Raw genomic sequence first — 26,847 nt, 5'->3', positions numbered from 1 at the left:
AATGTGACGGTCCGATGAAGTCCGCCGCCATGCCGTTATAATCGCCGCGCCTTTTTGCGGAAGACGCCCATGCCGGTCGAACCCATGCCTCATTACCTGCGCATCCGCGATCAGCTGGCGCAGGACATCGCTAACGTCGCCCTGAGCCAGCGCCTGCCCGCCGAGCGCGAGCTGGCGGAGCGCTTCGGTTGCACCCGAGTGACCCTGCGCGAGGCGCTGCAGCAACTGGAGACCGAGGGATTGCTGTACCGGGAGAACCGCCGTGGCTGGTTCGTCTCCCCGCCGCGCATCCGCTACAACCCGACGCGCACCACGGGTTTCATGGATTACGTCGAGGCCCAGGGTCGCGTGCCGCGTACCGAGGTCCTGGCCGCCGAACGCCGCGCGGCCGGGCCGGCATTGGCGCGGCGCATGGGGTTGGCTGAAGAGGCCGAGGTATTCCGCATCCTGCGCCGTCGCTGGGTCGACGAGCGGCCGGTGATGCTAGAGGAAATCACCCTGGACGCCAGCTGGTGCGCAGGCCTGCTCGATCACGAATTGGATACCTCGCTCACCCGCGTGCTGCGCGAGGAGTTGGGGCTGAGCCTGTCTCGCTCCGAGTTGGCCATGCACTCCACGGCGCTGGTAGAGGCGCGGGCGACGCCGCTGCAACTGACGCCGGGCTCGCCGGGGCTGTACGTGGAGCGCTCCAGCTATTTGGAAGACGGCCGGCTGGTGGAGTGGGACCAGGAGTTCTGGCGCTCCGACGCTCTGGAAATTGTCATCGACGCACGGTATCCCGACGGAAGTGGCACTATGCTTTCAACTGGAAGCAAGCGAAACGGCATCCTGCACCCCTGAATCGAAATCCTGTGAGAACGGTCCGGGTCTGCAAAACCGTTGCGCCTCTATATACTCTGCCCGCATAGCGGGGCCGCCATGGCTGGCCCGATAGACATTTACTGGAGAATTCCCGATGCGCCCACTAGGCGTCCAATGGACGAAACGCTGCTTCAGCCTGCTCGCCGCCGCTGGCCTTGCCACCATTCCGTTCCTAGCGCAGGCTGCCAGCGAAGACGACCCGTGGGAAAGCGTCAACCGCCCGATCTTCACCTTCAACGACACCCTGGACACCTATGCGCTCAAGCCGCTGGCCCAGGGATACCAGTACGTCACGCCGAACTTCGTGCAGGACGGCGTGCACAACTTCTTCGGCAACATCGGTGACGTGAAGAATCTGGTCAATGACCTGCTGCAGCTGAAATTCCACAATGCCGGCGTCGATACCAGCCGCCTGCTGTTCAACACCACCTTCGGCCTGGCTGGCGTCTTCGACGTGGCCACCCACATGGGCCTGCGCCGCAACGACGAAGACTTCGGCCAGACCCTCGGCCATTACGGCGTGGGCAGCGGGCCCTATGTGATGCTGCCGTTGCTGGGCCCGAGCACCCTGCGCGATGCCCCTTCGCTGATCCCGGACTCCTACACCGGCCCGTATCCGTACATCGACAATGTGCCGGTTCGTAACAGCATGCGTGCCGTGGACGTGGTCGACACCCGCGCCGACCTGCTCAAGTCCGAGAAGCTGATCAGCGGCGACAAGTACACCTTCATCCGCAACGCCTACCTGCAGAACCGCGAGTTCAAGGTCAAGGACGGCGAGGTCGAAGACGACTTCTGATCGGCCTTGCACGCAGACCTTACCTGTCCTCCAGCCCGCGCCATTCGTGGTGCGGACTGCGCCTGCTTGAACCCTTGAGCGGATGGGAGTAGTGTCTGCGCCTTGTCGCGACCGACCCGCGCCGCTGTTCCCTAGAATGAGCGCCAAACCACAACCCCGGCGCCGTTTGCCTGGATGACCCATGCACAAAGCCAGTGCCTCGCTGCTGATTATCGATGACGACGACGTCGTCCGCGAAAGCCTCGCCGCCTACCTGGAAGACAGCGGATTCAAGGTCACACAGGCCACCAACGGCCTGGAAGGCCTGAAAGTCTTCGAGCACGAACTCCCCGACCTGGTGATCTGCGATCTGCGCATGCCGCAGATGGACGGCCTCGAGCTGATCCGTCGCGTCACCGAGATGGCGGTGGAAACCCCGGTGATCGTGCTGTCCGGCGCCGGCGTCATGAGCGACGCCGTCGAGGCCCTGCGCCTGGGCGCCGCCGACTACCTGATCAAGCCGCTGGAAGATCTCGCCGTCCTGGAGCACTCGGTTCGCCGTGCTCTGGATCGCGCCTACCTGCGCTCGGAAAACCGCCGCTACCGCGAAAAGCTGGAAACCGCCAACCGCGAGCTGCAGGCCAGCCTGAACCTGCTCCAGGAAGACCAGAACGCCGGTCGCCAGGTGCAGATGAACATGCTGCCGGAGACGCCATGGGAATCCGAAGGCCTGGCCTTCGCCCACCAGATCATCCCGTCGCTGTACCTGTCGGGTGACTTCGTCGACTACTTCCGCGTGGACGCCCGCCGCATCGGCTTCTACCTGGCCGACGTTTCCGGCCACGGTGCTTCGTCCGCCTTCGTCACCGTGCTGCTGAAGTTCATGACCACGCGGTTGTTGTACGAGTCCAAACGCAACGACATGTTGCCGGAATTCAAGCCGTCGGACGTCCTCGGTCACATCAACCGCGGGCTGATCAACTGCAACCTGGGCAAGCACGTAACCATGCTGGGTGGCGTGATCGACCTGGATACCGACCGTCTGACCTACAGCATCGGCGGTCATCTGCCGCTGCCTGTGCTTTATGTCGACGGCGAAGCCCGTTATCTGGAAGGCCGTGGCCTTCCAGTGGGGCTGTTCGACGAAGCGACTTACGAGGATCATGTCCTCGATCTTCCCAAGTCCTTCAGCCTTTCCCTGTTCTCGGACGGCATTCTCGACGTCCTTCCGGGAGCTACGCTGAAGGAAAAGGAGACGGCCCTGCCCGAGCAGGTCGTCGCCGCCGGCGGAACCCTCGATGGCCTGCGTCAAGTCTTCGGACTGGCCAAGTTGTCCGAGATGCCGGATGATATTGCCTTGCTGGTGTTGAGCAGGAACCTTGCATGAGTACCGGTAAAATCCAGTTCGCCGAGCAGGATGGCTCATTTGTCCTGAAGTTTGTGGGCGAAGTCCGACTGACCCTGTGTTCGGCGCTGGATGCCACCATTGAAAAAATCTTCGCTGCGTTGAATTTCTCGGCGATCATCATCGATCTCACGGAAACCCAGAGCATCGACAGCACCACGCTGGGCCTCCTGGCGAAGCTGTCCATTCTCTCGCGGCAGAAGGTCGGCCTGTTGCCCACGCTGGTCACCACCAACGCGGACATCACCCGGCTGCTGCAGTCGATGGGCTTCGACCAGGTGTTCAACATCGTCGATCGCCCGATTCCGTGCTCGGATTGCCTGACCGATCTGCCTCCCCAGGACCAGTCCGAGGAGGTGGTGCGCGGCAAGGTGCTCGAAGCCCACCGTATCCTGATGGGCCTGAACGAGACCAACCGTGAGGCCTTCCATGATCTGGTGAGCGCGCTCGAGCGCCACTGATTCGATGAGCCCCAATGCAAACCGGCGCCCTGGGGCGCCGGTTTGCTTTTGCTCGTCTACAGCGTTTGCCGCGCTCAGCGGCCGGCGAGCAGCGCCTCGAGCTTCTCCTGGTCGCGGGCGAACAGGCGGATGCCTTCGGCCAGCTTCTCGGTGCCCATGGCGTCTTCGTTCATCTGCCAGCGGAAGGCGCTCTCGTCCAGCACCTGGCGGGCTTCGCCGCCGCCCGGCTGCAGAGCGCGCGGCAGTTCGCCTTCGGCGTCGGCCAACAGTTGCAGCAGGTCCGGACTGATGGTCAGGCGGTCGCAGCCAGCGAGCTGCTCGATCTGTCCGAGGTTGCGGAAGCTGGCGCCCATCACCACGGTCTCGTAACCGTTAGCCTTGTAGTAGCGATAGATGCGCGAGACCGACTGCACGCCTGGATCTTCCGCGCCCACGTAGTCGCGGTTGTTGGCCTTCTTGTACCAGTCATAGATGCGCCCGACGAAGGGCGAGATCAGGAATACGCCGGCGTCGGCGCAGGCCGCAGCCTGGGCGAAGGAGAACAGCAGGGTCAGGTTGGTCTGGATGCCTTCGCGCTCCAGTTGCTCGGCGGCGCGAATGCCTTCCCAGGTGGAGGCGATCTTGATCAGTACGCGGTCGCGGCCAATGCCCTGCTGGTCGTACAGCTCGATCAGGCGATGGGCGCGCTGCAGCGTGGCCTCGGTATCGAAGGACAGCCGGGCGTCCACTTCGGTGGAGATGCGCCCCGGAATCACGCCCAGGATGTCCTTGCCCACGGCAACGGCGAAGCGGTCGCAGGCCAGGCCGGCGTCACCCTTTGCGCCTTCGGTGGCGCGGGCCAGGTGCTCGGTGTAGCGGGGCAGGGCAGCGGCCTTCAGCAGCAGCGACGGGTTGGTGGTGGCATCCACCGGCTTCAGGCGGGCAATGGCGTCGAAATCGCCGGTATCGGCGACAACCGTGGTGTACTGTTTGAGTTGTTCCAGCTTGGAGGTCATGGCGCGTCTTCCGTAGAGAGTGCATCGACCTTACCCGAGCCCGATGCGCCACTCAACGGGACTCAGTGACCGGCGAGAAGTTCTCCGGCCTGATCGAGCAGTCCGAGGGAATCCTTGGTCTTGTGAACGTCCACCGAGAGCAGCTGGCGGAAGCGCCGCGCCCCTGGGAATCCCTGGGCCAGGCCGAGTACGTGGCGGGTTACGTGGTGCATGGCGCCACCCTCGGCGATGTGCCGCTCGATGTACGGACGCATCCGCGCCAGGGCCTCGGCGCGGGTGATGGCCGGCTCCTGCGAGCCGTAAAGCGCGGCGTCCACCTGGGCCAGCAGGTAGGGGTTGTGATAGGCCTCGCGGCCGAGCATCACGCCGTCGAATACCTGCAGGTGCTCGCGGCATTCTTCCAGGGTCTTGATGCCGCCATTGAGGACGATCTCCAGCTCCGCGAAGTCGCGCTTGAGCTGCGCGGCGATGTCGTAGCGCAGCGGCGGGATTTCGCGGTTTTCCTTGGGCGACAGGCCTTCGAGGATGGCAATGCGCGCATGCACGGTGAAGCTGCGGCAGCCGGCGTCGCGCACCTGGCCGACGAAGTCGCAGAGCTCTTCATAGCTGTCACGACCGTTGATGCCGATGCGGTGCTTGACCGTCACCGGGATCGATACCGCGTCACGCATCGCCTTCACGCAATCCGCTACCAGGGCCGGATGGCCCATCAGGCAGGCGCCGATCATGTTGTTCTGCACGCGGTCGCTGGGGCAGCCGACGTTCAGGTTCACCTCGTCGTAGCCCGCTTCCTCGGCCAGTTTCGCCGCGGCCGCCAGGTCTGCCGGGTTGCTGCCGCCCAGCTGCAGCGCCAGCGGGTGCTCGCACTCGTCGTGGCGCAGGAAGCGCGCGGCATCACCGTGCAGCACGGCACCGGTGGTGACCATCTCCGTGTAGAGCAGCGCGTGGCTGGAAAGCTGGCGCAGGAAGTACCGACAGTGACGGTCGGTCCAATCCATCATCGGCGCCACGGAGAAGCGGCGGGAAGGCTCGGGGCGGTTGGTGGCAGTCGGTGTTGCGCTGGTCATAGGTACTGGATATCTGGCTTCGCTAGGAGCGCGAAATCGCTCGCGCCGACGGAAAGGGCGGAGATTTTACCGGGGTTGCCGGCGCAGCGCACGGAAACCGGCAGGCGGTCTGCCACAGGCTTGACCTGACCGGACGGTCCGCATCGATGCAACTGCTACCCTCTGGGTTCCTGACAGAAGGATCTCACTCGATGAAACCCCTATTGTTGACGCTGCCACTGATCCTGCTGGCCGCCTGTTCTTCGCCGGGCAAGCTGAAGGAGGAGGCGCCGGCGTTGCGGCTGGAGAGTGGCAAGTCGCCCTCGGTCTACATGACCTGCCTGCTGCCAGAATGGCAGGCTATACGCCCTTCGGCGGCGGTGCGGGAAATCCGGTTCGGCTACCGGCTGCTGGCGCCGGCCGCCTCGGGCGATAGCACCGAGGTGCTGCTGGAGACGACGGCGGCGGACAAGGGTAGCGATGTGGCGCTCTATCGCCGCAATCCACCGAGCCCGGACGATGCGATCACCCAGGCAGCGCGCACCTGCCTGTAGCGACTCAAGCAGCGCCTCGTCTACCACTAAGGAACGATAGCCGCCGGGTGCAGCAGGCGGCCTAATGGCTCTGACAAGAATAATCGGGCTCCCCGGCAGCGTGCCCGCGCTGCGCAGCGGCAGGGCCCGCCAGAAGAGAGCTGTTGCCATGGATATCGCGCGTCCGCGTATCGTCCTCATTCTTACCCTGCAGACTTGCGGCCTGGTGCTGCTGTTCATCGCCCAGGCGCTGGGCGGCTGGCCATTGTCTGTGTGCCTGCTGCTTGCCGCGATACTGCTCTGGGGGCCGTGGTTCGTCCCCGAGCGGGCGGCGCCGGCCGGAGCGCTGGCGGTGTTGCCGGACGTCGCCGAGCTGACCCGCGAGCTGTCCCAGGGCACCAGCCGCAATGCTTTGTCCGCCGCCGGCGTGTCGTTCTCGGTGCAGCGGCTGGTGGAAAAGCTGGAGTCCCAGGTAGTGGCCGCCGAGCAGATCGTCGGTAGCGCCGAAGTGATGATCCACACCGAGCGGGCTACCTCGAATCTCGCGCGCCAGGCGAAGGAGGCCGCCACGCTCGCCCGTGCTGGCAGTGATAGTGGGCGCAGCGAGCTGCAGGCCGCCATCGATTGCATGCGTCTGCTGAGCCAGCGCGCCAGCGCCAGCCGTGCGCTGATCGAGACCCTGAATGCGCGCAGCGAGGATATCCAGCGCGTCACCCAGGTCATTCAGTCCATCGCCAGCCAGACCAACCTGCTGGCTCTCAACGCGGCCATCGAGGCGGCGCGGGCAGGGGAGCACGGCCGTGGCTTCGCCGTGGTGGCCGAGGAGGTTCGCGGGCTCGCCGGGCGCACCGCCGAGGCCACCGACGAGGTGGGGCAGATGATCGAGGATATCCAGCGCCAGACCGGCGAGGTGGTGGAGCAGATTCGCCAGCTTACCGATGACCTGGGCCTGGGCGTCAGCCAGGTGGAGAGCACCGGCCGCCAGCTGCAGGATATCGCCGGGCTGGCTGCCACCGTGGAAACCCAGATCACCGAGATCGCCGAGGGCGCGGAGATCAACCGCAACCAGCTGGACAGCCTGTTCGCTGCCGTCGAGCAGGTGCGCGGCGACCTGCGCGCCAGCGATGAGCAGACCCACCGTCTGGCCGATGCCGCGATGCAGCTGGAAAGCCAGGCGGAGACCATCAGCGAACGTCTCGCCGAGGTCGCGCTGGACGACTATCACCAGCGCGCCTACGACCTCGCCCGCGCCGGTGCCCAGGCCATCGGCGCGAAGTTCGAGACGGACATGGAGAACGGCCGGATCGGCTTCGATGATCTGTTCGACCGCGACTACCAGCCGATGCCCGGCACCCGCCCGCAGAAGTTCCGCACGCGCTTCGATCGCTACACCGACGAGGTGCTGCCGCGCATCCAGGAAGATCTGCTGCAACGCCACGAGGGGCTGGTGTTCGCCATCGCCTGTACCGCCGAGGGTTATGTGCCGACCCACAACCAGGCGTTCAGCCATCCGCCGAGCGGCGACCTGCAGGTGGACATGCTCAAGAGTCGCAGCAAGCGCCTGTTCAACGACCGCACCGGCGTACGCTGCGGCAGCCACAACCAGCCGATGTTGCTACAGACCTACTGCCGCGATACCGGCGAGCTGATGCATGACCTGTCTGTGCCGATTTACGTGCGCGGGCGCCAGTGGGGTGGGTTGCGTCTGGGTTACCGGCCGGAGGCCTGAGACCCAAAGCCGAACCGCAGGCGAAAAAAAGCCGCGAAGGAGTTGGACGCGGCTTGGTGCGGGCGTTCGGGAGACGCCCGCGAAAGGGACTCAGTGATGCCCGCAGAGGGCGTCGCGGCCTTGTTCGCCGAGGATGTTGAACAGGATGTTCAGCACCACGGCCCAGATCGCGGTCATCGCGATGCCGCTGTGAGTGATCGGCTCCATCCACTGGGGCAGGGCGGCGAAGAAGTCCGGGCGCACCACCGGCACCATTCCCATGCCAATGCTCACCGCCACCAGCAGCTGGTTGCGGCGGTCGACGATGTCCGCTTCGTGGAGGATGCGGATGCCGCTGGCCGCGACCATGCCGAACATGGCGATGCCGGCGCCGCCCAGCACCGCCGGCGGAATCGAGGCGACCAGGAAGGCGGCCTTGGGTAGCAGTGACAGGGCGATCAGGAACAGCGCGGCGGCGGCGGTCACATAGCGGCTGCGCACGCCGGTCATCTGCACCAGGCCGATGTTCTGGGCGAACGAGGAGTGGGTGAAGGTGTTCATGAAGCCGGCGATGAACGACGCGCCGGCGTCGCACAGCAGGCCACGGCGCAGGCGGTTAGGGCAGATTTCGGTCTCGGTGATCTTGCCCAGGGCGAGGAACATGCCGGTGGACTCGACGAAGATGATCACCACCACCAGGCACATGGACAGCACCGGGGCGAGGTGGAATTCCGGCGTGCCGAAATGCAGCGGGGTGACTACGTCGAACCACGGGCGCTGCTCGATGCCGTCCAGGCTGACCATGCCCATGCTGGCGCCGATGATGTAGCCCAGCAGCATGCCGATCAGCACCGAGACGTTGACCCAGAAGCCCTTCATGAAGCGGTTGATCAGCAGGATCACCGCCAGCACGAAGGACGACAGGGCGAGGTATTCGATGGCGCCGAAGTTGGCGGCTGCCTTGCCGCCTCCGGCCCAGTTGATCGCCACCGGGAACAGGCACATACCGATGGAGGTGATCACGGTGCCGGTCACCAGAGGCGGGAAGAAGCGCACGATGCGGCTCATGAACGGCGCGATGACCATGCCGAAGAAGCCCGCGGCGATGGTGGCACCGAAGATGCCGGTCATGCCCACGCCGGGCATACCGGCCATGGCGACCATGCTGCCGACGGCGGCGAAACTGGCGCCCATCATCACCGGCATGCGGATGCCGACCGGGCCGATGCCGAGCGATTGCACGAGCGTGGCGATGCCGGCGACCAGCAGGTCGGCGTTGATCAGGAAGGCGATTTCTTCACGGGAGAGACCGGCGGCCTGGCCGACGATCAGCGGGACGGCGACGGCGCCGCCATACATCAGGAGAACGTGTTGGAAGCCGACCAGCAGCAGCTGCAGCAAAGGCAAACGCTGATCGACGGGCGAGCCGGTATGGGAGCGCTCAGTTACCACGGACATGCAACACCTCGGTTTTTATTGTTGTCAGTCGCTGGTTGCCGGACGGGCACGACAACCGGGAAGTACTGGCCGATCTCACCCCCGGGGCCGAGCGGGTGAAGCGGTGCGGGACTTTATAAACGCGATGTGTATTACGTTCAATCGATTTTTGTATACAACTCGCCGGTCACGTTTTGTCTCCATGGTGCTGCATCGCTCTAGGCCGCATGTTTCCTGGCTTCGGTAATTCTGTAGCCATTGGTCGAGTGGACTACATTTTTTGTTTCAGCATTCGGCCCAGCCTGTAGGAGCGCGCCATGCGCGCCATGCGCGCCATGCGCGCGATCGCGGGCATGGCGCGCTCCTACAGGGAAATGCCAATCTGCGCGCATAAAAAAACCGCACCCGAAGGTGCGGTTTCTCTGGCCGTGCCGCAGGCTCAATTAACCTGGGCGCCCCTGGAGATCCAGTCTCCGACGAGCTTGCGCTCTTCCGGGGTCATCTGGGTGATGTTGCCCAGCGGCATCACCTGCGAGGCCACGGCCTGCGCCTGGATGCGCGGGGCGAGCTGCTGGATCTGCTGCGGGGTGTCGAACATCACGCCAGCCGGCGCGGTGCTGAACAGGTTGCTGGTCGGCTTGGCCGAATGGCACACGGCGCAGCGTTCCTGGATGACGTGATGGACCTTGTCGAAGCCTTCGGTCGAGCCGGCAGTGGACGCCTGGGCCGGAGCGGCCTGAGCCTGCTGGGCAGCGGCGGCCTTGGCGGCTTCCTCGTCCTTGGCGCGCTCGGCCGGGGTCTTGCCGCCGACGGCGGTTTCCGGCAGTGGTTGGTACTCCACCTTCGCCGGCTGGGCGCTGGCAGTGTTGTCGCTGCTGGGGAAGTTCGGGCCGGTGACGAAGGCCAGGGCGATCATGCCGACAGCGCCGGCGGGCAGCGCCCAGGCCATGCCGTTGCCATTGTGGCGGGTGTTGAAGTAGTGACGCACGATTACCGCCAGCGCCGCGATGCAGGTCAGGATCAGCCAGTTGTAGTGGCTGCCGTAGGTGCTCGGGAAGTGGTTGCTGATCATGATGAACAGCACCGGCAGGGTGAAGTAGTTGTTGTGGCGCGAACGCAGCAGGCCTTTGGCCGGCAGTACCGGGTCGGGCTCGCGGCCTTCCTCGATGGCCTTAACCAGTGCGCGCTGGGCCGGCATGATCACGCGGAACACGTTGCCCACCATGATGGTGCCGATGATGGCGCCCACGTGCAGGTACGCACCGCGACCGCTGAACACCTGGCTGAGCAGGTAGGCGGCGAGGACCAGCAGGCCGAACAGGATGGCGCCCAGCAGGGCGGGTTTCTTGCCAAGCGGGGAGTCGCACAGGGTGCTGTAGACGAACCAGCCGGCGATCAGCGAGCCGATGCCGATGGCAACGGCGGCGGCTGGGGCCAGGTCGCTGCCAGGAGCGATCAGGTACAGGGTCGGGTTCAGGTAGAACACGATGGTCAGCAGGCAGACACCCGACATCCAGGTGGAGTAGGCCTCCCATTTGAACCAGTGCAGGTTGTCCGGCATTTTCGGCGGGGCAAGCTTGTACTTCTCCAGGTGGTAGATGCCGCCACCATGGATCGCCCAGAGGTCACCGGAAAGCCCCTCGCGCGGGTTGGCGCGGTTGAGGTTGTTTTCCAGCCAGACGAAGTAGAACGAGGCGCCGATCCACGCGATACCCACGATCATGTGGATCCAGCGGACCAGCAGGTTCAGCCATTCGATGAGATGTGCTTCCACAGTTTTTTACCTCTTGCCCGGGCATCGCCGTCGCGCTGCGCGGGCCTCTCTTATTAGTTCGCTTGGGGGTCGAGGAGGAGCTGTTCGTCCTCGGTGAAGAAATGCTCGTCGCAGTTGTTGCCAGAACCGCTGCGATCGACCACCAGGAAGTCATCCCGCTTTTCGATCGTCAGCACCGGGTGGTGCCAGACGCCGCGGTGGTAATTGACGCCCTGCTTGCCGTTGGACAGGAAAGCGCGGACGAGACCCGATACAGGTACATCGCCAACTGGCGCGACCACGATCAGAAAAGGGTTGCCGAGCAGCGGAATGAAAGCCTGGCTGCCCTGCGGGTGACGTTCCAGCATGCGGATGCGCAAGGGCATCTCCAGGGACTCGGCGCTGAAGATGCTGATGATCGCCTTGTCATCGGGCTGCGCCGTTTCGACGGTGGCGAGCTTGTGATAACGGCGGGTGGAACCGTTGTTGATCATGAAGAAGTCACTGCCTTCGGTTTCGATGACATCACCGAACGGTGCGAAGGCTTCCTTGGTCAACGGCTCGATCTTCAGGGTGCGCATGGCTGGTCTTCTTTTTCGTTGTTCGCATTGGCCCCGTCGCTGGGACAGGGAGTGAAGGTCCGCTCGCTCAGAGCTGCTGCAGGCGGAACATCGCGATCTTGTTGATCTCCGCCAGGGCGGTCTGGAACTCCTGCTCCGGCGTGTTGTGGATGCGCTCTTCGAACGCGGCCAGGATCTGGTGGCGGTTGCTGCCCTTCACCGCCTTGATGAAGGGGAAGCCGAACTTGGCCTTGTAGGCGTCGTTGAGTTCGGTGAAGCGGGCGAACTCCTCGGCGGTGCAGTCCTGGATGCCGGCGCCGGCTTGTTCGGCGGTGCTCGAGGCGGTCAGTTCGCCACGTACGGCGGCCTTGCCGGCGAGGTCCGGGTGCGCGTTGATAAGCGCCAGCTGGGCATCGTGGCTGGCGGACAGGAGGATGTCGGCCATGCGCTGCTGCAGCAGTTCAATGTCGTTCAGGCTGTCGTCGACGCCCAGGTCATAGGCTTTCTCGGCGACCCATGGGGAGTGCTCGTAGATGTCGGCGAAGGCGGCGACGAACGCGGCGCGGTCGAGGCTGGCCGGGGTCAGGGTCTGGAAGCGGCTCATGCCTTGTTCTCCTGCGCTTTGTACGGATGGTTCTCGTGCCAGTGCTTGGCGATGTCGACACGGCGGGTGATCCACACCTTCTCGTGACCCTTAACGTACTGGATGAAACGCTCCAGCGAGGCCATGCGCGCTGGACGGCCCAGCAGGCGGCAGTGCATGCCGATCGACAGCATCTTCGGCGCGCCCTCGGCACCCTCGGCGTAGAGCACGTCGAAGGCATCCTTGAGGTATTCGAAGAAGTCGTCGCCCTTGTTGAAGCCCTGCACCTGGGTGAAGCGCATGTCGTTGGTGTCCAGGGTGTAGGGGATCACCAGGTGCGGCTTCTCGGCGGTGCTCGCCGGGTCCCAGTAGGGCAGGTCGTCGTCGTAGGTGTCGGAGTCGTAGAGGAAGTTGCCGTCCTCGCGGACGATGCGCCGGGTATTCGGGCCCAGGCGGCCGGTGTACCAGCCCTGCGGGCGCTGGCCGGTCAGCTCGGTGAGGATGCGCACGGCCTCGAACATGTGCTCGCGCTCCTGCTCCGGATCCATGTACTGGTAGTCGATCCAGCGGTAGCCGTGGCTGCAGATCTCGTGACCGTCGGCGACCATCTGGCGGATCGCCTCGGGGTGGCGCTGGGCGGCCATGGCCACGGCGAACACGGTCAGCGGCAGGTCGTACTTGCGGAACAACTTGAGCAGACGCCACACGCCAGCACGGCTGCCGTATTCGTACAGCGATTCCATGCACATGTTGCGTTCGCCCTTGAGCGGCTGGGCAGCAACCATTTCAGAGAGGAAGGCTTCGGATTCGGCGTCGCCATGGAGGATGTTGCGTTCGCCGCCTTCTTCATAGTTGAGGACGAAGGACAGGGCGATGCGCGCATCGTTGGGCCAGTGCGGATGGGGGATGTTGTTGCCGTAACCGATCAGGTCGCGTGGGTAGTCAGCGCTCACTGCAGTGTTCCTTCTTGTGGTTGGCGGTCGGCGCCGGGTCGGTGGACTGTGCGCTGCCGTTGATGGGTGCATTGTATACAAAATGTGGAGTGGTCTGTAAATACAATCCGCGCAACGGTCGTTTCATTCCTTTCGCGAGCGTTCGACAGGGCGTGGATGCCGGGCGCGCCCTGTTCTGGCGCAGCCTGAGGCGGGTTTTCCAGTGGTCTGGTACCCGGCTGTCGGCTGGCGCGACAGGGGTTTTTTGCGGGGTCTAATCAGTTTTTTGTATACAATCAATTGTGCCGCTGGGTATATTCGCTTCAGCCAAACGCACCCGCGGGCCGCTTCGATAGCGGCCCGTTCATTCGCATCAACGAGACAGAGGAGGAAGGTGTCGGCCGGCTCCGCCGCAGGACACCGATAAGCCCATGGGACGCCTGACCACTCACGTACTGGATTCCGCCCACGGCTGCCCCGGCCATGGCATCAAGATCGAGCTGTTCCGCGTCGAAGGCCAGCAGCTGGAACTGATCGCCACCCGCGTGACCAACGACGATGGCCGTTGCGACGAGCCGTTGTTGCAGGGCGAGGATTTCCGCGCCGGCGTCTACCAGTTGCTGTTCAATGCCGGCGACTACTACCGCGCCCGTGGCGTCGAACTGCCCCAGCCGGCATTCCTCGACCAGGTCGTGCTGCGCTTCGGTATCGCCTCTGAAAGCGACCACTACCATGTGCCGCTGCTGATTTCCCCCTACAGCTATTCCACCTATCGCGGCAGCTAGTCCCCCGCCCGTAGGTCTTCCCCCGGACTCTTCGTGGAGTCTTCCTCAGCCCGCCCACACGGCGGGCTTTTTTTTGCCTGTCGTACGGAAAATCGCGTAGGACGCACGGGCGGGATGGGCACATTTGGACTAGAAGAAAGGAGGGAAAAAACTGTTTCGAGGGGTGGTATGAGCAGGATTCTGATCGTCGATGAACAGCCGGTGACCCGTCACGCGCTGCGCCTGATGATGGAGGCGGACCGGCACGAGGTCGTCGGCGAGGCGGACAACGGACCCGATGCGCTGCATCAGGTGCGCGTATGCAAGCCGGACCTGATGATCCTCGAACTGTCGATTCCACGCCTGGGTGGGCTGGAGGTCCTGCAGCGCCTGGTGGCACAGGAATCACCCGTGAAGGTGCTGGTGCTCACCTCACAGGACTCCGAGTACTTCGCCGGGCGTTGCCTGACTGCCGGCGCCGCCGGTTTCGTCAGCAAGCAGGAGAACCCCCAGGCGGTGCGCGAAGCGGTGCGGGCCATCGCCCAGGGGCACAGTTATTTCCCCAGCCATGCGCTGGGCAGCGTCAGCGCGGCAGAAGAAGCCGGTCATGGCGAACTGATCAAGGGACTGTCGGTCCGCGAACTCAGTGTGCTGCAGTTGCTGGCTCGGGGCTTGAGCAACATCGCCATCGCCGACCAACTGGCCATCAGCGACAAGACGGTGAGCACCTACAAGGTGCGGCTGATGCAGAAGCTGCACGCCAAGTCGCTGGTCGAGCTGATCGACATCGGCCGCCGCCATGGGCTGGTGGAAGGTGGTGCGCGGGAAGAGTCCGGTAGCGCAGCGTCGGAGCTGGACGATGAGCAGCATCGCGAGCTGGGCCTGTTGCGCAGGTTCATGGAATCCATTCCCTATCCGATCAGCCTGCGCGGGCTGGACGGTCGCATTCAGTACTGCAGTGATGCCTCACTGGAGACCCTGGGTAGAACACGTGAAGAAGTCATCGGCAGCACCTGGTCAGAGCTTGGCGTATTCGCCAGTACTGACGAGGCTCGGCTGTTGCAGGACCGCTTCCTTGCCGCGGTGGGCAAGGGCGAGAGTCTGGACTGGGACGTCGAATTCCAGGGCGCTCGGGATCGTCGGGTGGTTCACGTCTGGGCGAGGCCCTATCGGGACGCGCAGGACGCCCTGCTGGGGGTCATGAGCGGCGTCGTCGATATCACCCACCAGGACAATGTGATTCGCGGGCTGCGTAATGCCAATGCCCGGATTGGCACCATCAGTCGCGGCAAGGGATTGTTCCTCGCGAGCATGGGCAGCGAATTGCAGGGGCCGCTACAGAATATCCTGGCGATGATCGGTATGGCGCTGAACCAGGATGATCCTGCGCGGCGTGTCGAGCCGTTGGAGGTTGCGCGCAGCATGGCAGAGAACATGTTGCACATGCTGGACGACCTCAATCTGCTCAGTCGTGCGGACCTGGGACGGCTCCACCTGGCGCCGGAGGAAGTGGACTTGAAGGCGCTCGCGCAGCGGCAGTTGGACATGCTGGCCGAGCCAGCGATGACCAAGGGATTGGCGCTGGACGCGGATTTCAGTCTGGCCATGCAGCCTCGGGTCTGGTGCGATCCGTTGCGCTTGCGGCAGGTGCTGAACAACCTGCTCAGCAATGCGCTGAAGTTCACCGATCACGGGGCAATCGTTTTGCGGCTGCGAGCGCGCGGTAGTGGCGAAGGCATGGTGGAGGTGCAGCTTGATGTCATCGACACCGGAGTGGGCATTCCGCTGGAGGAGCAGGAGGCCCTGTTCGAGCCCTTCACTGCGCCGTTGAAGGGCGAGCGGGTGCGTCGTGGCAGCACCGGGCTGGGTCTGGCGCTGTCGCGCAGCCTGGTCGAACTGATGGGGGGCGAACTGACCATGAGCAGCCGTCCTGGAATCGGCACAGAGTTCAGCATCAAGTTGCTGTTGCCTGCCGTGGAAGGCTGAGCAGCTTTCGCCTCGCTCCAATCCGGATGGCACTCTGTCACCGCACTGCTAAAACAAAGGCCCCGGCAATCGCCGGGGCCTTTTTCATCTTGCGCAGCAGAGACTCAGAGGAAGATGAACTTGGCCACGAAGATCGCGCACAGTGCATACAGGCTGATGGTTACGTCCTTGTGGCGGCCGGTGAAGACCTTCATCGCTACGTAGGTCACGAAGCCCAGCGCGATGCCGTCGGCAACCGAGAAGGTCAGCGGCATCATGATCACGGTGACGATGGCCGGGATGGTCTCGGTGTGCTCGTTCCAGTCGATGTGGGCCATGCCGCCCATCATCAGCATGGCGACGTAGATCAGCGCGCCGGCGGTGGCGTAGGCAGGGATCATGCCGGCCAGCGGGGCGAAGAACATCGCGGCGACGAACAATACACCCACCACCACGGCGGTCAGGCCGGTGCGGCCACCGGCGGCGACGCCCGCAGCGCTTTCCACATAGCTGGTCACCGGCGGCACACCGAGCACCGCGCCGAAGGCGCTGGAGGTGCTGTCGGCTTTCATGGCTTTCGACAGGTTCTCGATGCGACCGTCTTCACGCACCAGATGTGCACGCTGGGCAACGCCCATCAGGGTGCCGGCGGTGTCGAACATGTGCACGAAGAGGAAGGCCAGGATCACGCTGATCATGGTGACGTTGAACGCGCCGGAAATGTCCATCGCCATGAAGGTCGGCGCCAGGCTCGGAGGCATGGAGAACACGCCGCCGAACTGGACGATGCCCAGCGCGATGCCGGCCACGGTGACGGTGAGGATGCTGATCAGGATGCCGCCGAACACGCGGCGGTATTCCAGTACGGCGATCATCAGGAAGCAGATGGCGGCCAGCAGCGGGCCGGGGCTGGTCAGGTCACCCAGGTGGACCAGGGTGGCGGGACTGGCGACTACGATGCCGGCGGTCTTCAGGCCGATCAGCCCGAGGAACAGACCGACGCCGGCGCCCATGGCGAAGCGCAGGCTGACCGGGATGCTGTTGAGCAGCCATTCGCGGATGCGCGAGAAGGTCAGGATCATGAAGGCGATGCCGGAGATGAACACCGCGCCCAGCGCGATCTCCCAGCTGTAGTTCATGGTCTTGACCACGGTGTAGGTGAAGAAGGCGTTGAGGCCCATGCCCGGCGCCAGGCCCACCGGCCAGTTGGCGTACAGGCCCATCAGGAAGCAACCGAGCGCCGCGGCAAGGCAAGTCGCGACGAAGGCGGCGCCGTGGTCGATGCCGGCGTCGGCCATGATGTTGGGGTTGACGAAGATGATGTACGCCATGGTGATGAAGGTCGTGAGACCTGCGGCGAGTTCGGTCTTCACGGTGGTGCCGTGCTGGCTGAGCTTGAACAGGCGTTCGAGCAGGCCGGTAGCAGGCGGGCTGGTTGCAAAGGCTTGTTGTTCTTGTTTGGTGCTTTCCACAGCGGTACTCCTCAACGCTCTTGTTGTTGGTCCCTTGCCGTCGGCTGGTTCACCTGCGTCCCTTGCGCTAACGGAAAGAGTTGTGAGGGTGTGAATGTTGACCTTTGGGTCAGGAAGTCACGCCGCGATTATGCAGTTGTGTACAAAAAGTTCAAATAATGTTTAGTGTCTTGCCGAAAGATTTTTACAAGCAAAGCGTCGGAATGGTCGCACGCTGACCTTCGCCAGGCTCCTGTGCCGCGCGGCCTTGGGGTTGATGGGGAGTCGCTCGTGACGGCTGCACGATAGTGGCCACTTTGTGTACACTGTGCCCCATGCCTGGCCCGCGGCCAGCTCCACTCATGCCCCCACGGATTTCGCGCCGGTTCAACCCGGCTGAGCAGGGTTCGACTCCGATGACCGACCAGTTGCAACAGATCAGGAAGCAGCCGCGCAATGGCAAGGCGCGCAGCGGCACTCAGGACGAGATCGTCTACGCGCACATCTTCGACGCCATCCTCGAACAGCGCCTGGCGCCCGGCACCAAGCTGAGCGAAGAGGCCCTCGGTGAAATCTTCGGCGTCAGCCGCACCATCATCCGTCGTGCCCTGTCGCGCCTGGCCCACGAACAGGTCGTGCTGCTGCGTCCGAACCGTGGCGCCGTGGTGGCCAGCCCGAGCATCGACGAAGCCCGGCAGATCCTCTTCGCCCGCCGCACCGTCGAGCGCGCGATCACCGAACTGGCCGTGGACAACGCCAGCAGCGATATCCTCGCCGAGCTGCGCGACATGGTGAAACAGGAGCAATCCAGCTTTGCCCGCGGTGACCGTGGCGCCGGCATCCGCCTCTCCGGCGAATTCCACCTGAAGCTCGCCGAGATGGCGAAGAATGCCCCGCTGGTGGTGTTCCAGCGCAGCCTGGTGTCGCAGACCTCGCTGATCATCGCCCAATACGAAAGCGGCGGCCGCTCGCACTGCTCGTTCGACGAGCACAACGAGATCCTCGACGCCATCGAGAAGGGCGACAAGGAAAAGGCCGTGACCCTGATGATGCACCACATGGCGCACATCGACGACAAGCTGAACCTGGACGTGGACGGCGCCTCCGGCGACCTGCACGCAGTGTTCTCGCACCTGCTGGCCGGCAAGAAGAAGCCGCGCCGCAGCAAGGCCGACGCCGACTCGGCAGCCTGATCGCCGAGCCAGAAAAAAGCCCCGCAGATGCGGGGCTTTTTCGTTTCCGGGGGAGGGCGGATTTGCCGTTCCTACAGGTTCTGCGCGGTTTCCTGGCCTTGCTGCCAGCCACCGCCCAGTGACTTGTAAAGCAGCACCAGCGTGGTGGCTACGGCTTCGCGGCTGCGCACCTGCTGTTCCTCAGTTGCGAGTAGCTCGCGCTGGGCGCTGAGCACGTTGAGGAAGTCCACCGCGCCGGCCTTGTATTGCTCACGGGCGTTGGCCAGCGCGGTGCGGCCATGTTCGGTGGCCGTATCGAGGCTGGCCAGGCGACGCTGGTCGGCGGCGTAGTCGGTCAGCGCGTCGTCCACTTCCCGCCAGGCGTTGAGCACCGTGCGGCGGTAAGCGATGGCCGACTCCTGTTGCTGCGCCTCGCGCAGGGCGAGCGTGCCCTTCAGGCGACCACCCTCGAAGACCGGCAGCGACAGGCTCGGGCCGATGTCGAAGGTACGGCTGTTCCAGTCGCCGAAGTTGGACAGTTGCAGCGCCTGGAAGCCGAAGCTGCCGTTGAGGCTGATGCGCGGGTAGAAGTCCGCCTTGGCCACGCCGATGCTGGCGGTGGCGGCGTGCAGCGCGGCTTCGGCGCGGCGGATGTCCGGGCGGCGCTGGGCCAGTTCCGACGGTAGGCCGACCGGTACGCCACGCGGTGGTTGTGGCACCGGTTTGGCCTGGGCGAGTTCCGCCTGTAGCGCACCGGGCGCTTCGCCGAGCAGGTAGCCCAGGGCGTTGATCAGCCGCGCCTGGCGCTTCTGGCTATCGGGCAGGCGCGCTTCGATGCTGGAGACCTGGGTCAACGCTTCTGCCACGTCGAGTTCGGTGGCGACGCCATCGGCGCGGCGCAGGCGGGTCAGCTCCAGGCTGCGCTGGGCGATTTCCAGATTGCCGCGGATGATGGCTTCCAGGTCCTGTTCGGCGCGCAGTTGCAGGTAGTTGCGTGCGGTCTCGGCAAGCACCGAGACCAGCACGTCGCGACGGCTTTCCTCGGTGGCCTGAACGTTGGCGTCGGCGGCTTCCAGCTCGCGGCGTACACGGCCCCAGAAGTCCAGCTCCCAGGACAGGTCGAAGCCACCGTCGAGCTGGTTGAAGTTGTCCTTGCCGGCTTGGCCGGATGGGTCGCTCAGGCCGACCTCGCTGTTGCGCTTGCGCTGGTAGCCCAGGTCCGCGCCGACGTTGGGTGCGGCATCGCCGCCCAGTGCCTGGCGGATCGCCCGGCTCTGCTGCAGGCGCGCGTCGGCTTCGCGCAGGTCGAGGTTGGTATCCGCCACGCGGCGTTGCAGGTCGTTGAGCTGCGCATCGCCCAGCAGCGTCCACCACTGCGCTTCCAGCGGCGCATTGAGGGTCTGGCTGGGCGCGTTGCCGCGCCGGGCGGACCAGTTCACTGCGTCGGCATCGTCCGGGCGCTGGAAGTCCGGGCCGACGCTGCAGGCGCCGAGCGCGAGCAGAGCCAGAAACAGCGGCGTGCGGGCGGCGATCATTGCGCGGCTACCTTCTGCTCGGCCTCGACGTGCTTGCCGGTGTCGATGCGGGCGATCACCGACATGCCCACGCGCAGCTTGTCGCGCAGCGGCTGGTCGGCGTCGAGGATGATCTTCACCGGGATGCGCTGGACGATCTTGGTGAAGTTGCCGGTAGCGTTGTCCGGGGCGATGGGCGCGAAGCTCAGGCCGGTGGCCGGGGCGATGCTGTCGACGTGGCCGCGCAGTTTTTCGCCGGGGAAGGTGTCGATGCTGACCTCCACGGCCTGCCCTGGCTGCACGTCGGTCAGCTGGGTTTCCTGGAAGTTGCCGACCACATAGGCGTTCTGCAGCGGCACCACCGCGAGCAGTGCATTGCCCGGCGTGGTGTAGGCGCCGACGCGCACGGCACGGCGGCCGACCATGCCGTCGAAGGGCGCGCGAATCTCGGTGTACGACAGGTTCAGTTGTGCCTGCTGCAGTTGTGCCTGGCCACGCTTCAGCGCGCCGAGAGCCTCGGCCTGCTGGGCCAGCAGTACGTCGAGCTGCTTGCGGGCGGCGAGGGCGGCAGCCTTGTCCTTGTCCAGCACGGCCTTCGCCGAGTCGACGCGCGAGCGCGCCTGCTGGGCATTCTGCAGCGTGCCCGCGCCCTGGGTCGCGAGGTGCTGGTAGCGGTTCAGTTCCTGCGCGGCGAAGGTCAATGCGGCCTGGTCGGCCTGCACCTGGGCGGCGCTCTGGGCGATCACCGCCTGCTGGCGTTCGAGGTCGGCGGCGACGTGGTGGTGACGCGCCTCGGCGGCCATTACGTCGGCTTCGGCGGCTTCCAGGGCGGCGCGGTAGTCGCGGGCATCGATGCGCGCCAGGACCTGCCCGGCCCTCACCGACTGGTTGTCTTCCACCAGCACTTGCTCGATGAAGCCGGCGACTTTCGGCGCGACCAGGGTGAAGTCGGCATGGATGTAGGCGTCATCGGTGCTCTGCTCGCGGCTGGGGCCCAGCAGGCGCAGCAACAGGTAGACGACGAGGGCGAGAAGCAGCACGGCAACCAGGGCCAGACTGCCGCGACGGGAGCTCAGTTTCGACATGGGCAGACCTTTCATTGATTAGGCACGACAGGGCGCGGCGGGTAGACCCGCAGCGGCAGCAGGGGGATCAGGACGAGCAGGGCGGCGGCCAGCCAGGACATCGCCAGCAGCGTGTCGGAGGCGGCGAGCACGCCGGCCTGGCCGCGCACCTGGCCGGCCAGGCGGCCGATGTACTCGGCGCCGCCCAGTTGTTCCAGGCGCAGACCGAGGGCTTGCGAGGCATTGCCCAGGTGATCGACCAGGCGGTTGGAGTGGTAGTGCTCGCGCCAGGTCATCAGGATCGACACCACGGCGCTGCCGAGCACCGCCGAGAAGCCGCGCACACTGTTGAACCAGGCTGAGGCGAATGGCCCCTCGATGGGCGCGACGACGCTGGTGGCGGACATCAGCAGCGGCACGATGGCCACCGGCTGGCCAATGATCTGCAACGCCAGCAGCCAGTAGAAGTTCTCCCGTGTCCACTCGCTGGTGAGCTGGCTCATGCCGAAGGCCGACAGCCCGCACAGGCTGATGCCGATGGCGAGCACCCAGCGGCAGTCCACCCGCGGGATGTTGCACAGCGCGGCCACCAGCGGCAGCGAGATCAGCTGCGGCAGCGCCACCAGCAGCGCCATGGGCGCCGATTGCAGCGGGCGATAGCCGTGGGCGGAGGCGAGGTAGGACGCCGGCACGCCAGCGCACGCGCCGAGCACCACCAGCACGCCGGCCAGGGTGATCAGCGAGTGGGTGAAGTTGCGCCGCTTGAGGATGTCCAGGCGGAAGAAGGGCAGCGGGTGCGTCCATTCGTTGATGAAAAAGGCCACCAGCAGCCCGGCACCGCCGATCACCAGCAGGGTGACCAGGTCGGATTCGAACCAGTCCAGGCGCTCGCCCTGTAGCAGGCCCATCACCAGCATCAGGATGCCCGGCAGGCCGAGGGCGAGGCCGAGGTAATCGAACTGCTTCAGGCGCTCCAGGCGCAGCGGGTCCTGGGGGATGCCCCAGGCGACGGCGGCCAGCGCCACGGCGCAGAGCGGGATGACCTGCCAGAACACCCACTGCCAGCCGACGAACTCGGTCCACAGCGCCGCCAGCGGCATGCCGAGGTTCGGCGCAAAGGTCGCGGTCAGCGCATAGGCGCCCAGGCCGTAGAGCTTGATCCCCGGCGGCAGGAAGCGCAGCGCCACAGTCATCAGCATCGGCGGCATGCAGCCTCCGGCGAACCCCTGCAGCAGGCGCAGCAGGTAGAGCGTCTCGACGTTCGGCGCGAAGGGGCAGAGCAGCGCGAGCAGAGCGAAACAGGCGATGGCGCCTAGGGTGAAGCGGCGCAGCGACACGGTGACCGAGAACCAGGGCGCGAAGGCCATGGCGGCGACCTGCGCCGCCGAGTACAGGGCGATCAGCCAAGTGCCTTCGTCGTGGCCGATGGACAGCGCGCCACGCACGTCGGTCATGGCCAGGTCGGTGACTTTTTCGTTGAGCCCGGCGCTGAGGGAGGCGATCAGTACGCCGATCATGCCGACCACGATGCGCAGGCCGAATGGCTGGGCAACCGGTGCGGCAGGCTTCGCTGGTTGTGGGCTGGCGGCGGAAATCGGGGCGAGCGCGGTCATGGCCGGCCTCCATGGGGATGGCCGATGCCGCCGCCCTTGGGCGGTGATGTGCAAGGCATAGGAATCAACTCGGGTATTTGCGACCGAGTCTAGGGAAGGGTGATAGCTGTGGAAATTGAAATGATTGCAGCTAATTAGTGCGTTCAGCGCACTTTATGCACATTCAGCTCAGCAGACCGGAGCTCTCGCGCAATTCGATGCAGACGCGCTTCACCGTTTGCCGCAGCCAACTGTGCGCCGGGTCATTGTCGAAGCGCGGGTGCCAGGCCTGGATGATCACCACCGATTTGAGCGGCAGCGGAATGTCGAACTGGCGCAGGGCGAAACCCAGGCGGTCCAGGCGCCACAGCGAGTGCTCCGGAATGGGCAGCACCAGGTCGGACTCCAGCAGCGCGAAGATCGAAGAGTGAAAGGTCGGCGCGGTGAGGCGGATTTCCCGCTGCAGGCCCAGGTTGGCGAGTTCCTCGTCGATCGGCCCGCGGGATTTGCCGCGCCGCGACACACTGATCTGAGGAAACGAGGCGAAGCGCTCGGCGGTGATCTCGTCGTCGAAGATCGGATGGTCGCGCCGCGCAAGGCCGACGAAATTGGTGGTGAACAGGGTCTGCGTGCGGATTTCCGGTTCCAGCGTGGAAGCGCCGCCGATGTACAGGTCGATGCGGTTCTGCCGCAGGGCTTCGTCGTCGAAGTCGGCCTCCGGGGCGATGCGCAGGCTGCAGCGCGGCGCTTCTTCCTTCATCACCGCCAGCATGCGCGAGGCAAAACCGCCCACCAGCACGTTGTTGGAGCGCAGCACGAAGCAGCGTTCGAGCTGGTCCATGCGCAGGTTTTCCTTGGCGTTGAACAGGCGCATGGCCTGTTCCACCAGATCGCTGACTTCCTCGCGCAGTTGCAGTGCGCGGGGCGTCGGCACCAGGTTGCGTCCGGCGCGGACCATGATCGGGTCGCCCACCGCCTCGCGAATGCGCGACAGGGTGCGGCTCATCGCTGGCGGGCTGAGGTGCATGCGCCTTGCGGCACCGACCACGCTGCCTTCTTCCAGCAGGATGTTGAGGGCGACCAGCAGGTTGAGATCGGGCAGGGCCATGGCGACTCCGGAGGGTTGGCGCGATGCCATTCATGTTCCATTGCGACGGGCCCGATGGGCAAGCGTGCGTTTCATGCAATGGTCCATTACGTTTTGCGTGCCTTTACGCTCCACGCCCTGGCCCGAAGAATGGCGGCGGATTTCGTTCGTTGAGGAAGAAAGGCATGTTCAAACGGATTCTGCTGGCCATCGACGGCGCGGCGCAGTCGCCGCGCATCATCGCGACCGCCGGCGAGCTGGCGAGCTGTAACGGGGCGCAGGTGCATGTGGTCTGCGCCGTGGACCGCGCCTTCGCCATGCCGCGCCAGGATGCGCTGGAATATCCGCCGGCCGAACAGGAACAGCAGGAGGCGCAGGCGCTGGTGGATCAGGCGGTGGCGCAGTTGCAGCCGTGCGTAGCGGCGGGTGCGGTGGTGGCCGGTGATCCGGCGCGGGCGATCCTGCGCGAGGCCGAGAGGCTGGAGTGTGACCTGATCGTGATCGGTCACCGGCACCTGGGGCGCATCGAACGGTTGCTGGACCCTTCGGTGGGGCAGCGGGTGATCGAACGGGCGCCTTGTCCGGTGCTGGTCGAAGTCAGGGAGTAGGGGCTGCTCTGTGCCTTGTGGTTCGCGAGCAAGGACTAGGCGTCCCCCTCGGTCCTACGAAGAGCGCGCCGGCGTTGACCTGTAGGAGCGAGCTTGCTCGCGAACCCCGCCGGATTCCGATCTTGCCGGCTAACGCCGAGGCTCCCTGTAGGAGCGGGCCATGCCCGCGATCGCGCGCATGGAGCGCTCCTACAAGGGTGGATTTACGCGGGATTGCCGCGCAAAGGTGCCGGAAAGAAAAGCGGCCCCAGCGCCGGGTTGGTCCTGAGCGAGGACCCGGCGCCGGAGCCGTAAGGGGTCAACCGCGGCGATGCACGTTGCGGCCGTGCGCGAAGGTTTCCTTCACGGTACGGTCGTCGCCGAGGATGACCAGTGCGAAGAGTTTCTCCTCCAGGGTTTTCGCCTGCTGCAGGCGGTAGTCCAGCAGCGGGGTGGCCTTGTAGTCGAGGACCACGAAGTCGGCCTCGTTGCCCTGGGCGAAGCTGCCGACTTTGTCGTCCAGCTCCAGTGCGCGGGCGCCGCCGAGGGTGGCCAGGTACAGCGATTTGAAGGGGTCGAGCTTGATGCCCTGCAACTGCATGACCTTGTAGGCCTCGTTCAGCGACTGCAGCTGGGAGAAGCTGGTGCCGGCACCGACATCGGTGCCCAGGCCGACCTTGACCTTGTGCTTCTCCAGCTTGGCCAGGTCGAACAGGCCGCTGCCTAGGAACAGGTTGGAGGTCGGGCAGAAGGCCACGGCCGAGCCGGTTTCCGCCAGGCGCTGGCATTCGCCGTCGCACAGGTGCACGCCGTGGGCGAACACCGAGCGCGGGCCGAGCAGGCCGTGGTGGTCATAGACGTCCAGGTAGCCCTTGCGCTCCGGGAACAGCTCCTTGACCCACTCGATTTCCTTGAGGTTTTCCGACAGGTGCGTGTGCAGGTACACGCCCGGATGCTCCTTGAGCAGGCGGCCGGCGGCGTCCAGCTGTTCCGGGGTACTCGTGGGAGCGAAGCGCGGGGTTACCGCGTAGAGCAGGCGGCCCTTGCCGTGCCAGCGCTCGATCAGCGCCTTGCTGTCGGTGTAGCTGGTTTCGGCGGTATCGGTCAGGTAATCCGGGGCGTTGCGGTCCATCATCACCTTGCCGGCGATCAGGCGCAGATCGAGCTTCTGCGCAGCGCCGAACAGCGCGTCCACCGACTGCGGGTGCACGGTGCCGAACACCAGCGCGGTGGTGGTGCCGGCGCGCAGCAGCTCCTTGAGGAAGATGCCGGCGACATCGGCGGCGTGGGCCGGATCGGCAAACTGCTTTTCGGTGGGGAAGGTGTAGGTGTTCAGCCAGTCCAGCAGCTGTTCGCCGTAGGAGGCAATCATGCCAGTCTGCGGGTAATGGATGTGGGTGTCGATGAAGCCGGGGGTGATCAGCGCGTCACGGTATTCCACCACTTCGACGCCACCCAGTTGCGGCAGCAGGTCGGCAGCATGGCCGAGGCGGGCGACCTTGCCGTCTTCCACCAGCAGGATGCCGTCCTCGAAGTACTGGTAGGACTTCTCCACGCCGACTTCGGCCGGGTCGGCGACGCTGTGCAGGATGCTGGCGCGGTAGGCTTTGGCTTGAGTGCTCATCGATCTCTCTTCAGTCGTGTTTCGGGGCCGGGGCGCGCGCAGGCGCCGGGGCGGGATGGGCATGCGCCCATGCTACGGAAATTTCAGGCGCCGCTTTCGGCGGTGCGGGCGCGGCGGCTCGTGGGTAACAGTTTGGCCACGGTGTTCTCGCCTTTGCCGGTCTCCTGACCGAAGGTGGCGTTGTAGGTGGCGATCACCTCGCCGGCGATGGACACGGCGATCTCCACCGGCAGCTTGCCCTTTACCTCGCTGATGCCCATGGGGCAGCGCATGCGCTGCACGGTGTCGGCGGCGAAACCGCGGTCGCGCAGGCGGTGCTCGAACTTGGCGCGCTTGGTGTCGGAGCCGATCAGGCCGAAGTAGGTAAAGTCGTTGCGCTCGAGGATCTTCGCGGTCAGCTCCAGGTCCAGCGCGTGGTTGTGGGTCATGACGATGAAGTAGCTGCCGGCGGGCATCTCGTCGATCTCGTCGATCACTTCCTCGTTGATCACGCGGGTCACGCCCTCGGGGATGTAGCCGGGGAACTCGGCCTCCCGCGAGTCGATCCAGCGCACCTTGCACGGCAGGCTGGCGAGCAGCGGTACCAGCGCGCGCCCGACGTGGCCGGCGCCGAACACGGCGATGTGCGCCTGTGGCTGGCCCATGGGTTCGAACAGCAGGACGGTGGCGCCGCCGCAGCACTGGCCGAGGCTGGCGCCGAGGCTGAAGCGCTCCAGCTTAGGCTCGCGCTCGCGGGACAGCAGCATGTCGCGGGCGATCTGCATGGCCTTGAATTCGAGGTGGCCGCCGCCGATGGTGTCGTAGGCCTGGTCGGCGCTGACGACCATCTTCGAGCCGGCGTTGCGCGGGGTCGAGCCGCGCTCTTCGATGATGGTCACCAGCACGCTGGCTTCGGCGCGTTGTTGCAGGTCGGCGAGGGCACTGATCCAGTTCATCGTTGCGAACCTCAAGGGTGTAGTCGTGGGGCGCGCGAAG

The 26,847-nt window shown here is 65.2% G+C and carries 24 protein-coding genes; 10 read left to right on the top strand and 14 right to left on the bottom strand.

Annotation, left to right across the window (positions count from 1 at the left end):
• Positions 1–69: 69 nt before the first annotated feature.
• The 4 genes from IB275_RS19650 to rssC all read left to right on the top strand — a co-directional run bounded on the left by IB275_RS19650 (position 70) and on the right by rssC (position 3,505).
• Positions 70–840 carry a UTRA domain-containing protein gene (locus IB275_RS19650; RefSeq protein WP_192294999.1) on the top strand — a complete coding sequence of 257 codons (771 nt, stop codon included), beginning with the start codon at positions 70–72 and terminating at the stop codon, positions 838–840.
• A gap of 115 nt (positions 841–955) precedes the next feature.
• Positions 956–1,660 carry an MlaA family lipoprotein gene (locus IB275_RS19645; RefSeq protein ID WP_192294998.1) on the top strand — a complete coding sequence of 235 codons (705 nt, stop codon included), beginning with the start codon at positions 956–958 and terminating at the stop codon, positions 1,658–1,660.
• Between the two features lie 181 nt (positions 1,661–1,841).
• Positions 1,842–3,026, top strand: a complete 1,185-nt coding sequence (rssB, locus tag IB275_RS19640) for a two-component system response regulator RssB (RefSeq protein ID WP_192294997.1) — start codon at positions 1,842–1,844, stop codon at positions 3,024–3,026.
• The gene (gene rssC, locus IB275_RS19635) at positions 3,023–3,505 is read left to right on the top strand and encodes an anti-sigma factor antagonist RssC (protein ID WP_017517513.1); all 483 of its coding nucleotides are present in this window, start codon (positions 3,023–3,025) and stop codon (positions 3,503–3,505) included. Before rssB ends, rssC begins: the two co-directional genes overlap by 4 nt.
• A 74-nt stretch (positions 3,506–3,579) precedes the next feature.
• Here rssC and tal read toward each other — a convergent pair whose 3' ends face one another.
• Entirely contained in the window at positions 3,580–4,500 is a 921-nt protein-coding gene (gene tal, locus IB275_RS19630; RefSeq protein ID WP_192294996.1) for a transaldolase, read from the bottom strand.
• Between the two features lie 62 nt (positions 4,501–4,562).
• Complete coding sequence (gene dusA, locus IB275_RS19625) at positions 4,563–5,567, bottom strand: tRNA dihydrouridine(20/20a) synthase DusA (RefSeq protein ID WP_192294995.1); 1,005 nt, start codon at positions 5,565–5,567, stop codon at positions 4,563–4,565.
• A gap of 191 nt (positions 5,568–5,758) precedes the next feature.
• Here dusA and IB275_RS19620 point away from each other — a divergent pair, with 191 nt between their 5' ends.
• Complete coding sequence (locus IB275_RS19620) at positions 5,759–6,100, top strand: hypothetical protein (protein ID WP_192294994.1); 342 nt, start codon at positions 5,759–5,761, stop codon at positions 6,098–6,100.
• Between the two features lie 64 nt (positions 6,101–6,164).
• Positions 6,165–7,808, top strand: a complete 1,644-nt coding sequence (locus IB275_RS19615; RefSeq protein ID WP_405308259.1) for a methyl-accepting chemotaxis protein — start codon at positions 6,165–6,167, stop codon at positions 7,806–7,808.
• 90 nt (positions 7,809–7,898) lie between these two features.
• Here the strand turns inward: IB275_RS19615 and IB275_RS19610 are convergent, their stop codons facing one another.
• The 5 genes from IB275_RS19610 to puuE all read right to left on the bottom strand — a co-directional run bounded on the left by IB275_RS19610 (position 7,899) and on the right by puuE (position 13,073).
• Positions 7,899–9,245: a nucleobase:cation symporter-2 family protein gene (locus IB275_RS19610; protein ID WP_081518591.1), complete on the bottom strand. Its 1,347-nt coding sequence runs from the start codon at positions 9,243–9,245 to the stop codon at positions 7,899–7,901.
• Positions 9,246–9,663: 418 nt separating this feature from the next.
• Positions 9,664–10,998, bottom strand: coding sequence for a urate hydroxylase PuuD (locus tag IB275_RS19605; protein ID WP_192294992.1), 1,335 nt, complete (start codon positions 10,996–10,998; stop codon positions 9,664–9,666).
• Positions 10,999–11,051: 53 nt separating this feature from the next.
• Positions 11,052–11,558: an ureidoglycolate lyase gene (locus tag IB275_RS19600; RefSeq protein ID WP_017517520.1), complete on the bottom strand. Its 507-nt coding sequence runs from the start codon at positions 11,556–11,558 to the stop codon at positions 11,052–11,054.
• A 67-nt stretch (positions 11,559–11,625) separates the two neighbouring features.
• A complete protein-coding gene (gene uraD / locus IB275_RS19595; protein ID WP_054910388.1) occupies positions 11,626–12,141 on the bottom strand; it encodes a 2-oxo-4-hydroxy-4-carboxy-5-ureidoimidazoline decarboxylase in 516 nt (171 codons plus the stop codon).
• Positions 12,138–13,073 carry an allantoinase PuuE gene (gene puuE / locus IB275_RS19590; protein ID WP_192294991.1) on the bottom strand — a complete coding sequence of 312 codons (936 nt, stop codon included), beginning with the start codon at positions 13,071–13,073 and terminating at the stop codon, positions 12,138–12,140. The genes uraD and puuE overlap by 4 nt, the downstream gene beginning before the upstream one ends.
• Positions 13,074–13,483: 410 nt before the next feature.
• On the opposite strand from puuE, the gene uraH reads away from it, so the two are divergent.
• Positions 13,484–13,837: a hydroxyisourate hydrolase gene (gene uraH, locus IB275_RS19585; RefSeq protein ID WP_024763899.1), complete on the top strand. Its 354-nt coding sequence runs from the start codon at positions 13,484–13,486 to the stop codon at positions 13,835–13,837.
• A 168-nt stretch (positions 13,838–14,005) separates the two neighbouring features.
• Positions 14,006–15,802: an ATP-binding protein gene (locus IB275_RS19580; RefSeq protein ID WP_192294990.1), complete on the top strand. Its 1,797-nt coding sequence runs from the start codon at positions 14,006–14,008 to the stop codon at positions 15,800–15,802.
• A gap of 104 nt (positions 15,803–15,906) precedes the next feature.
• On the opposite strand, the gene IB275_RS19575 is transcribed toward IB275_RS19580, so the two are convergent.
• The gene (locus IB275_RS19575) at positions 15,907–17,253 is read right to left on the bottom strand and encodes an NCS2 family permease (protein WP_151187671.1); all 1,347 of its coding nucleotides are present in this window, start codon (positions 17,251–17,253) and stop codon (positions 15,907–15,909) included.
• A gap of 395 nt (positions 17,254–17,648) precedes the next feature.
• Between IB275_RS19575 and IB275_RS19570 the strand changes: the two genes are divergently transcribed.
• Positions 17,649–18,425 (top strand): GntR family transcriptional regulator, encoded by a 777-nt coding sequence (locus tag IB275_RS19570; protein WP_192294989.1) that lies wholly within the window; start codon positions 17,649–17,651, stop codon positions 18,423–18,425.
• 71 nt (positions 18,426–18,496) lie between these two features.
• Here the strand turns inward: IB275_RS19570 and IB275_RS19565 are convergent, their stop codons facing one another.
• From IB275_RS19565 to IB275_RS19550, 4 genes are all read right to left on the bottom strand, one after another.
• The gene (locus tag IB275_RS19565; protein WP_192294988.1) at positions 18,497–19,939 is read right to left on the bottom strand and encodes an efflux transporter outer membrane subunit; all 1,443 of its coding nucleotides are present in this window, start codon (positions 19,937–19,939) and stop codon (positions 18,497–18,499) included.
• Entirely contained in the window at positions 19,936–21,003 is a 1,068-nt protein-coding gene (locus IB275_RS19560; protein ID WP_192294987.1) for an HlyD family secretion protein, read from the bottom strand. The genes IB275_RS19565 and IB275_RS19560 overlap by 4 nt, the downstream gene beginning before the upstream one ends.
• 11 nt (positions 21,004–21,014) lie before the next feature.
• Positions 21,015–22,595 carry an MFS transporter gene (locus IB275_RS19555; protein WP_192294986.1) on the bottom strand — a complete coding sequence of 527 codons (1,581 nt, stop codon included), beginning with the start codon at positions 22,593–22,595 and terminating at the stop codon, positions 21,015–21,017.
• A 163-nt stretch (positions 22,596–22,758) separates the two neighbouring features.
• The gene (locus IB275_RS19550; RefSeq protein WP_192294985.1) at positions 22,759–23,682 is read right to left on the bottom strand and encodes a LysR family transcriptional regulator; all 924 of its coding nucleotides are present in this window, start codon (positions 23,680–23,682) and stop codon (positions 22,759–22,761) included.
• A 164-nt stretch (positions 23,683–23,846) separates the two neighbouring features.
• Between IB275_RS19550 and IB275_RS19545 the strand changes: the two genes are divergently transcribed.
• The gene (locus IB275_RS19545; protein ID WP_192294984.1) at positions 23,847–24,269 is read left to right on the top strand and encodes a universal stress protein; all 423 of its coding nucleotides are present in this window, start codon (positions 23,847–23,849) and stop codon (positions 24,267–24,269) included.
• Between the two features lie 298 nt (positions 24,270–24,567).
• Here the strand turns inward: IB275_RS19545 and guaD are convergent, their stop codons facing one another.
• Positions 24,568–25,872, bottom strand: a complete 1,305-nt coding sequence (gene guaD, locus IB275_RS19540) for a guanine deaminase (RefSeq protein ID WP_192294983.1) — start codon at positions 25,870–25,872, stop codon at positions 24,568–24,570.
• An 83-nt stretch (positions 25,873–25,955) separates the two neighbouring features.
• Positions 25,956–26,807, bottom strand: coding sequence for a xanthine dehydrogenase accessory protein XdhC (xdhC, locus tag IB275_RS19535; RefSeq protein ID WP_192294982.1), 852 nt, complete (start codon positions 26,805–26,807; stop codon positions 25,956–25,958).
• Positions 26,808–26,847 lie beyond the last annotated feature (40 nt).

The organism is Pseudomonas sp. PDM21 (genome assembly GCF_014852505.2).
Classification (GTDB): Bacteria; Pseudomonadota; Gammaproteobacteria; order Pseudomonadales; family Pseudomonadaceae; genus Pseudomonas.
The sequence above is the reverse complement of the archived record's forward strand: the minus strand, read 5'-3'. Positions and strand labels throughout refer to the sequence as shown.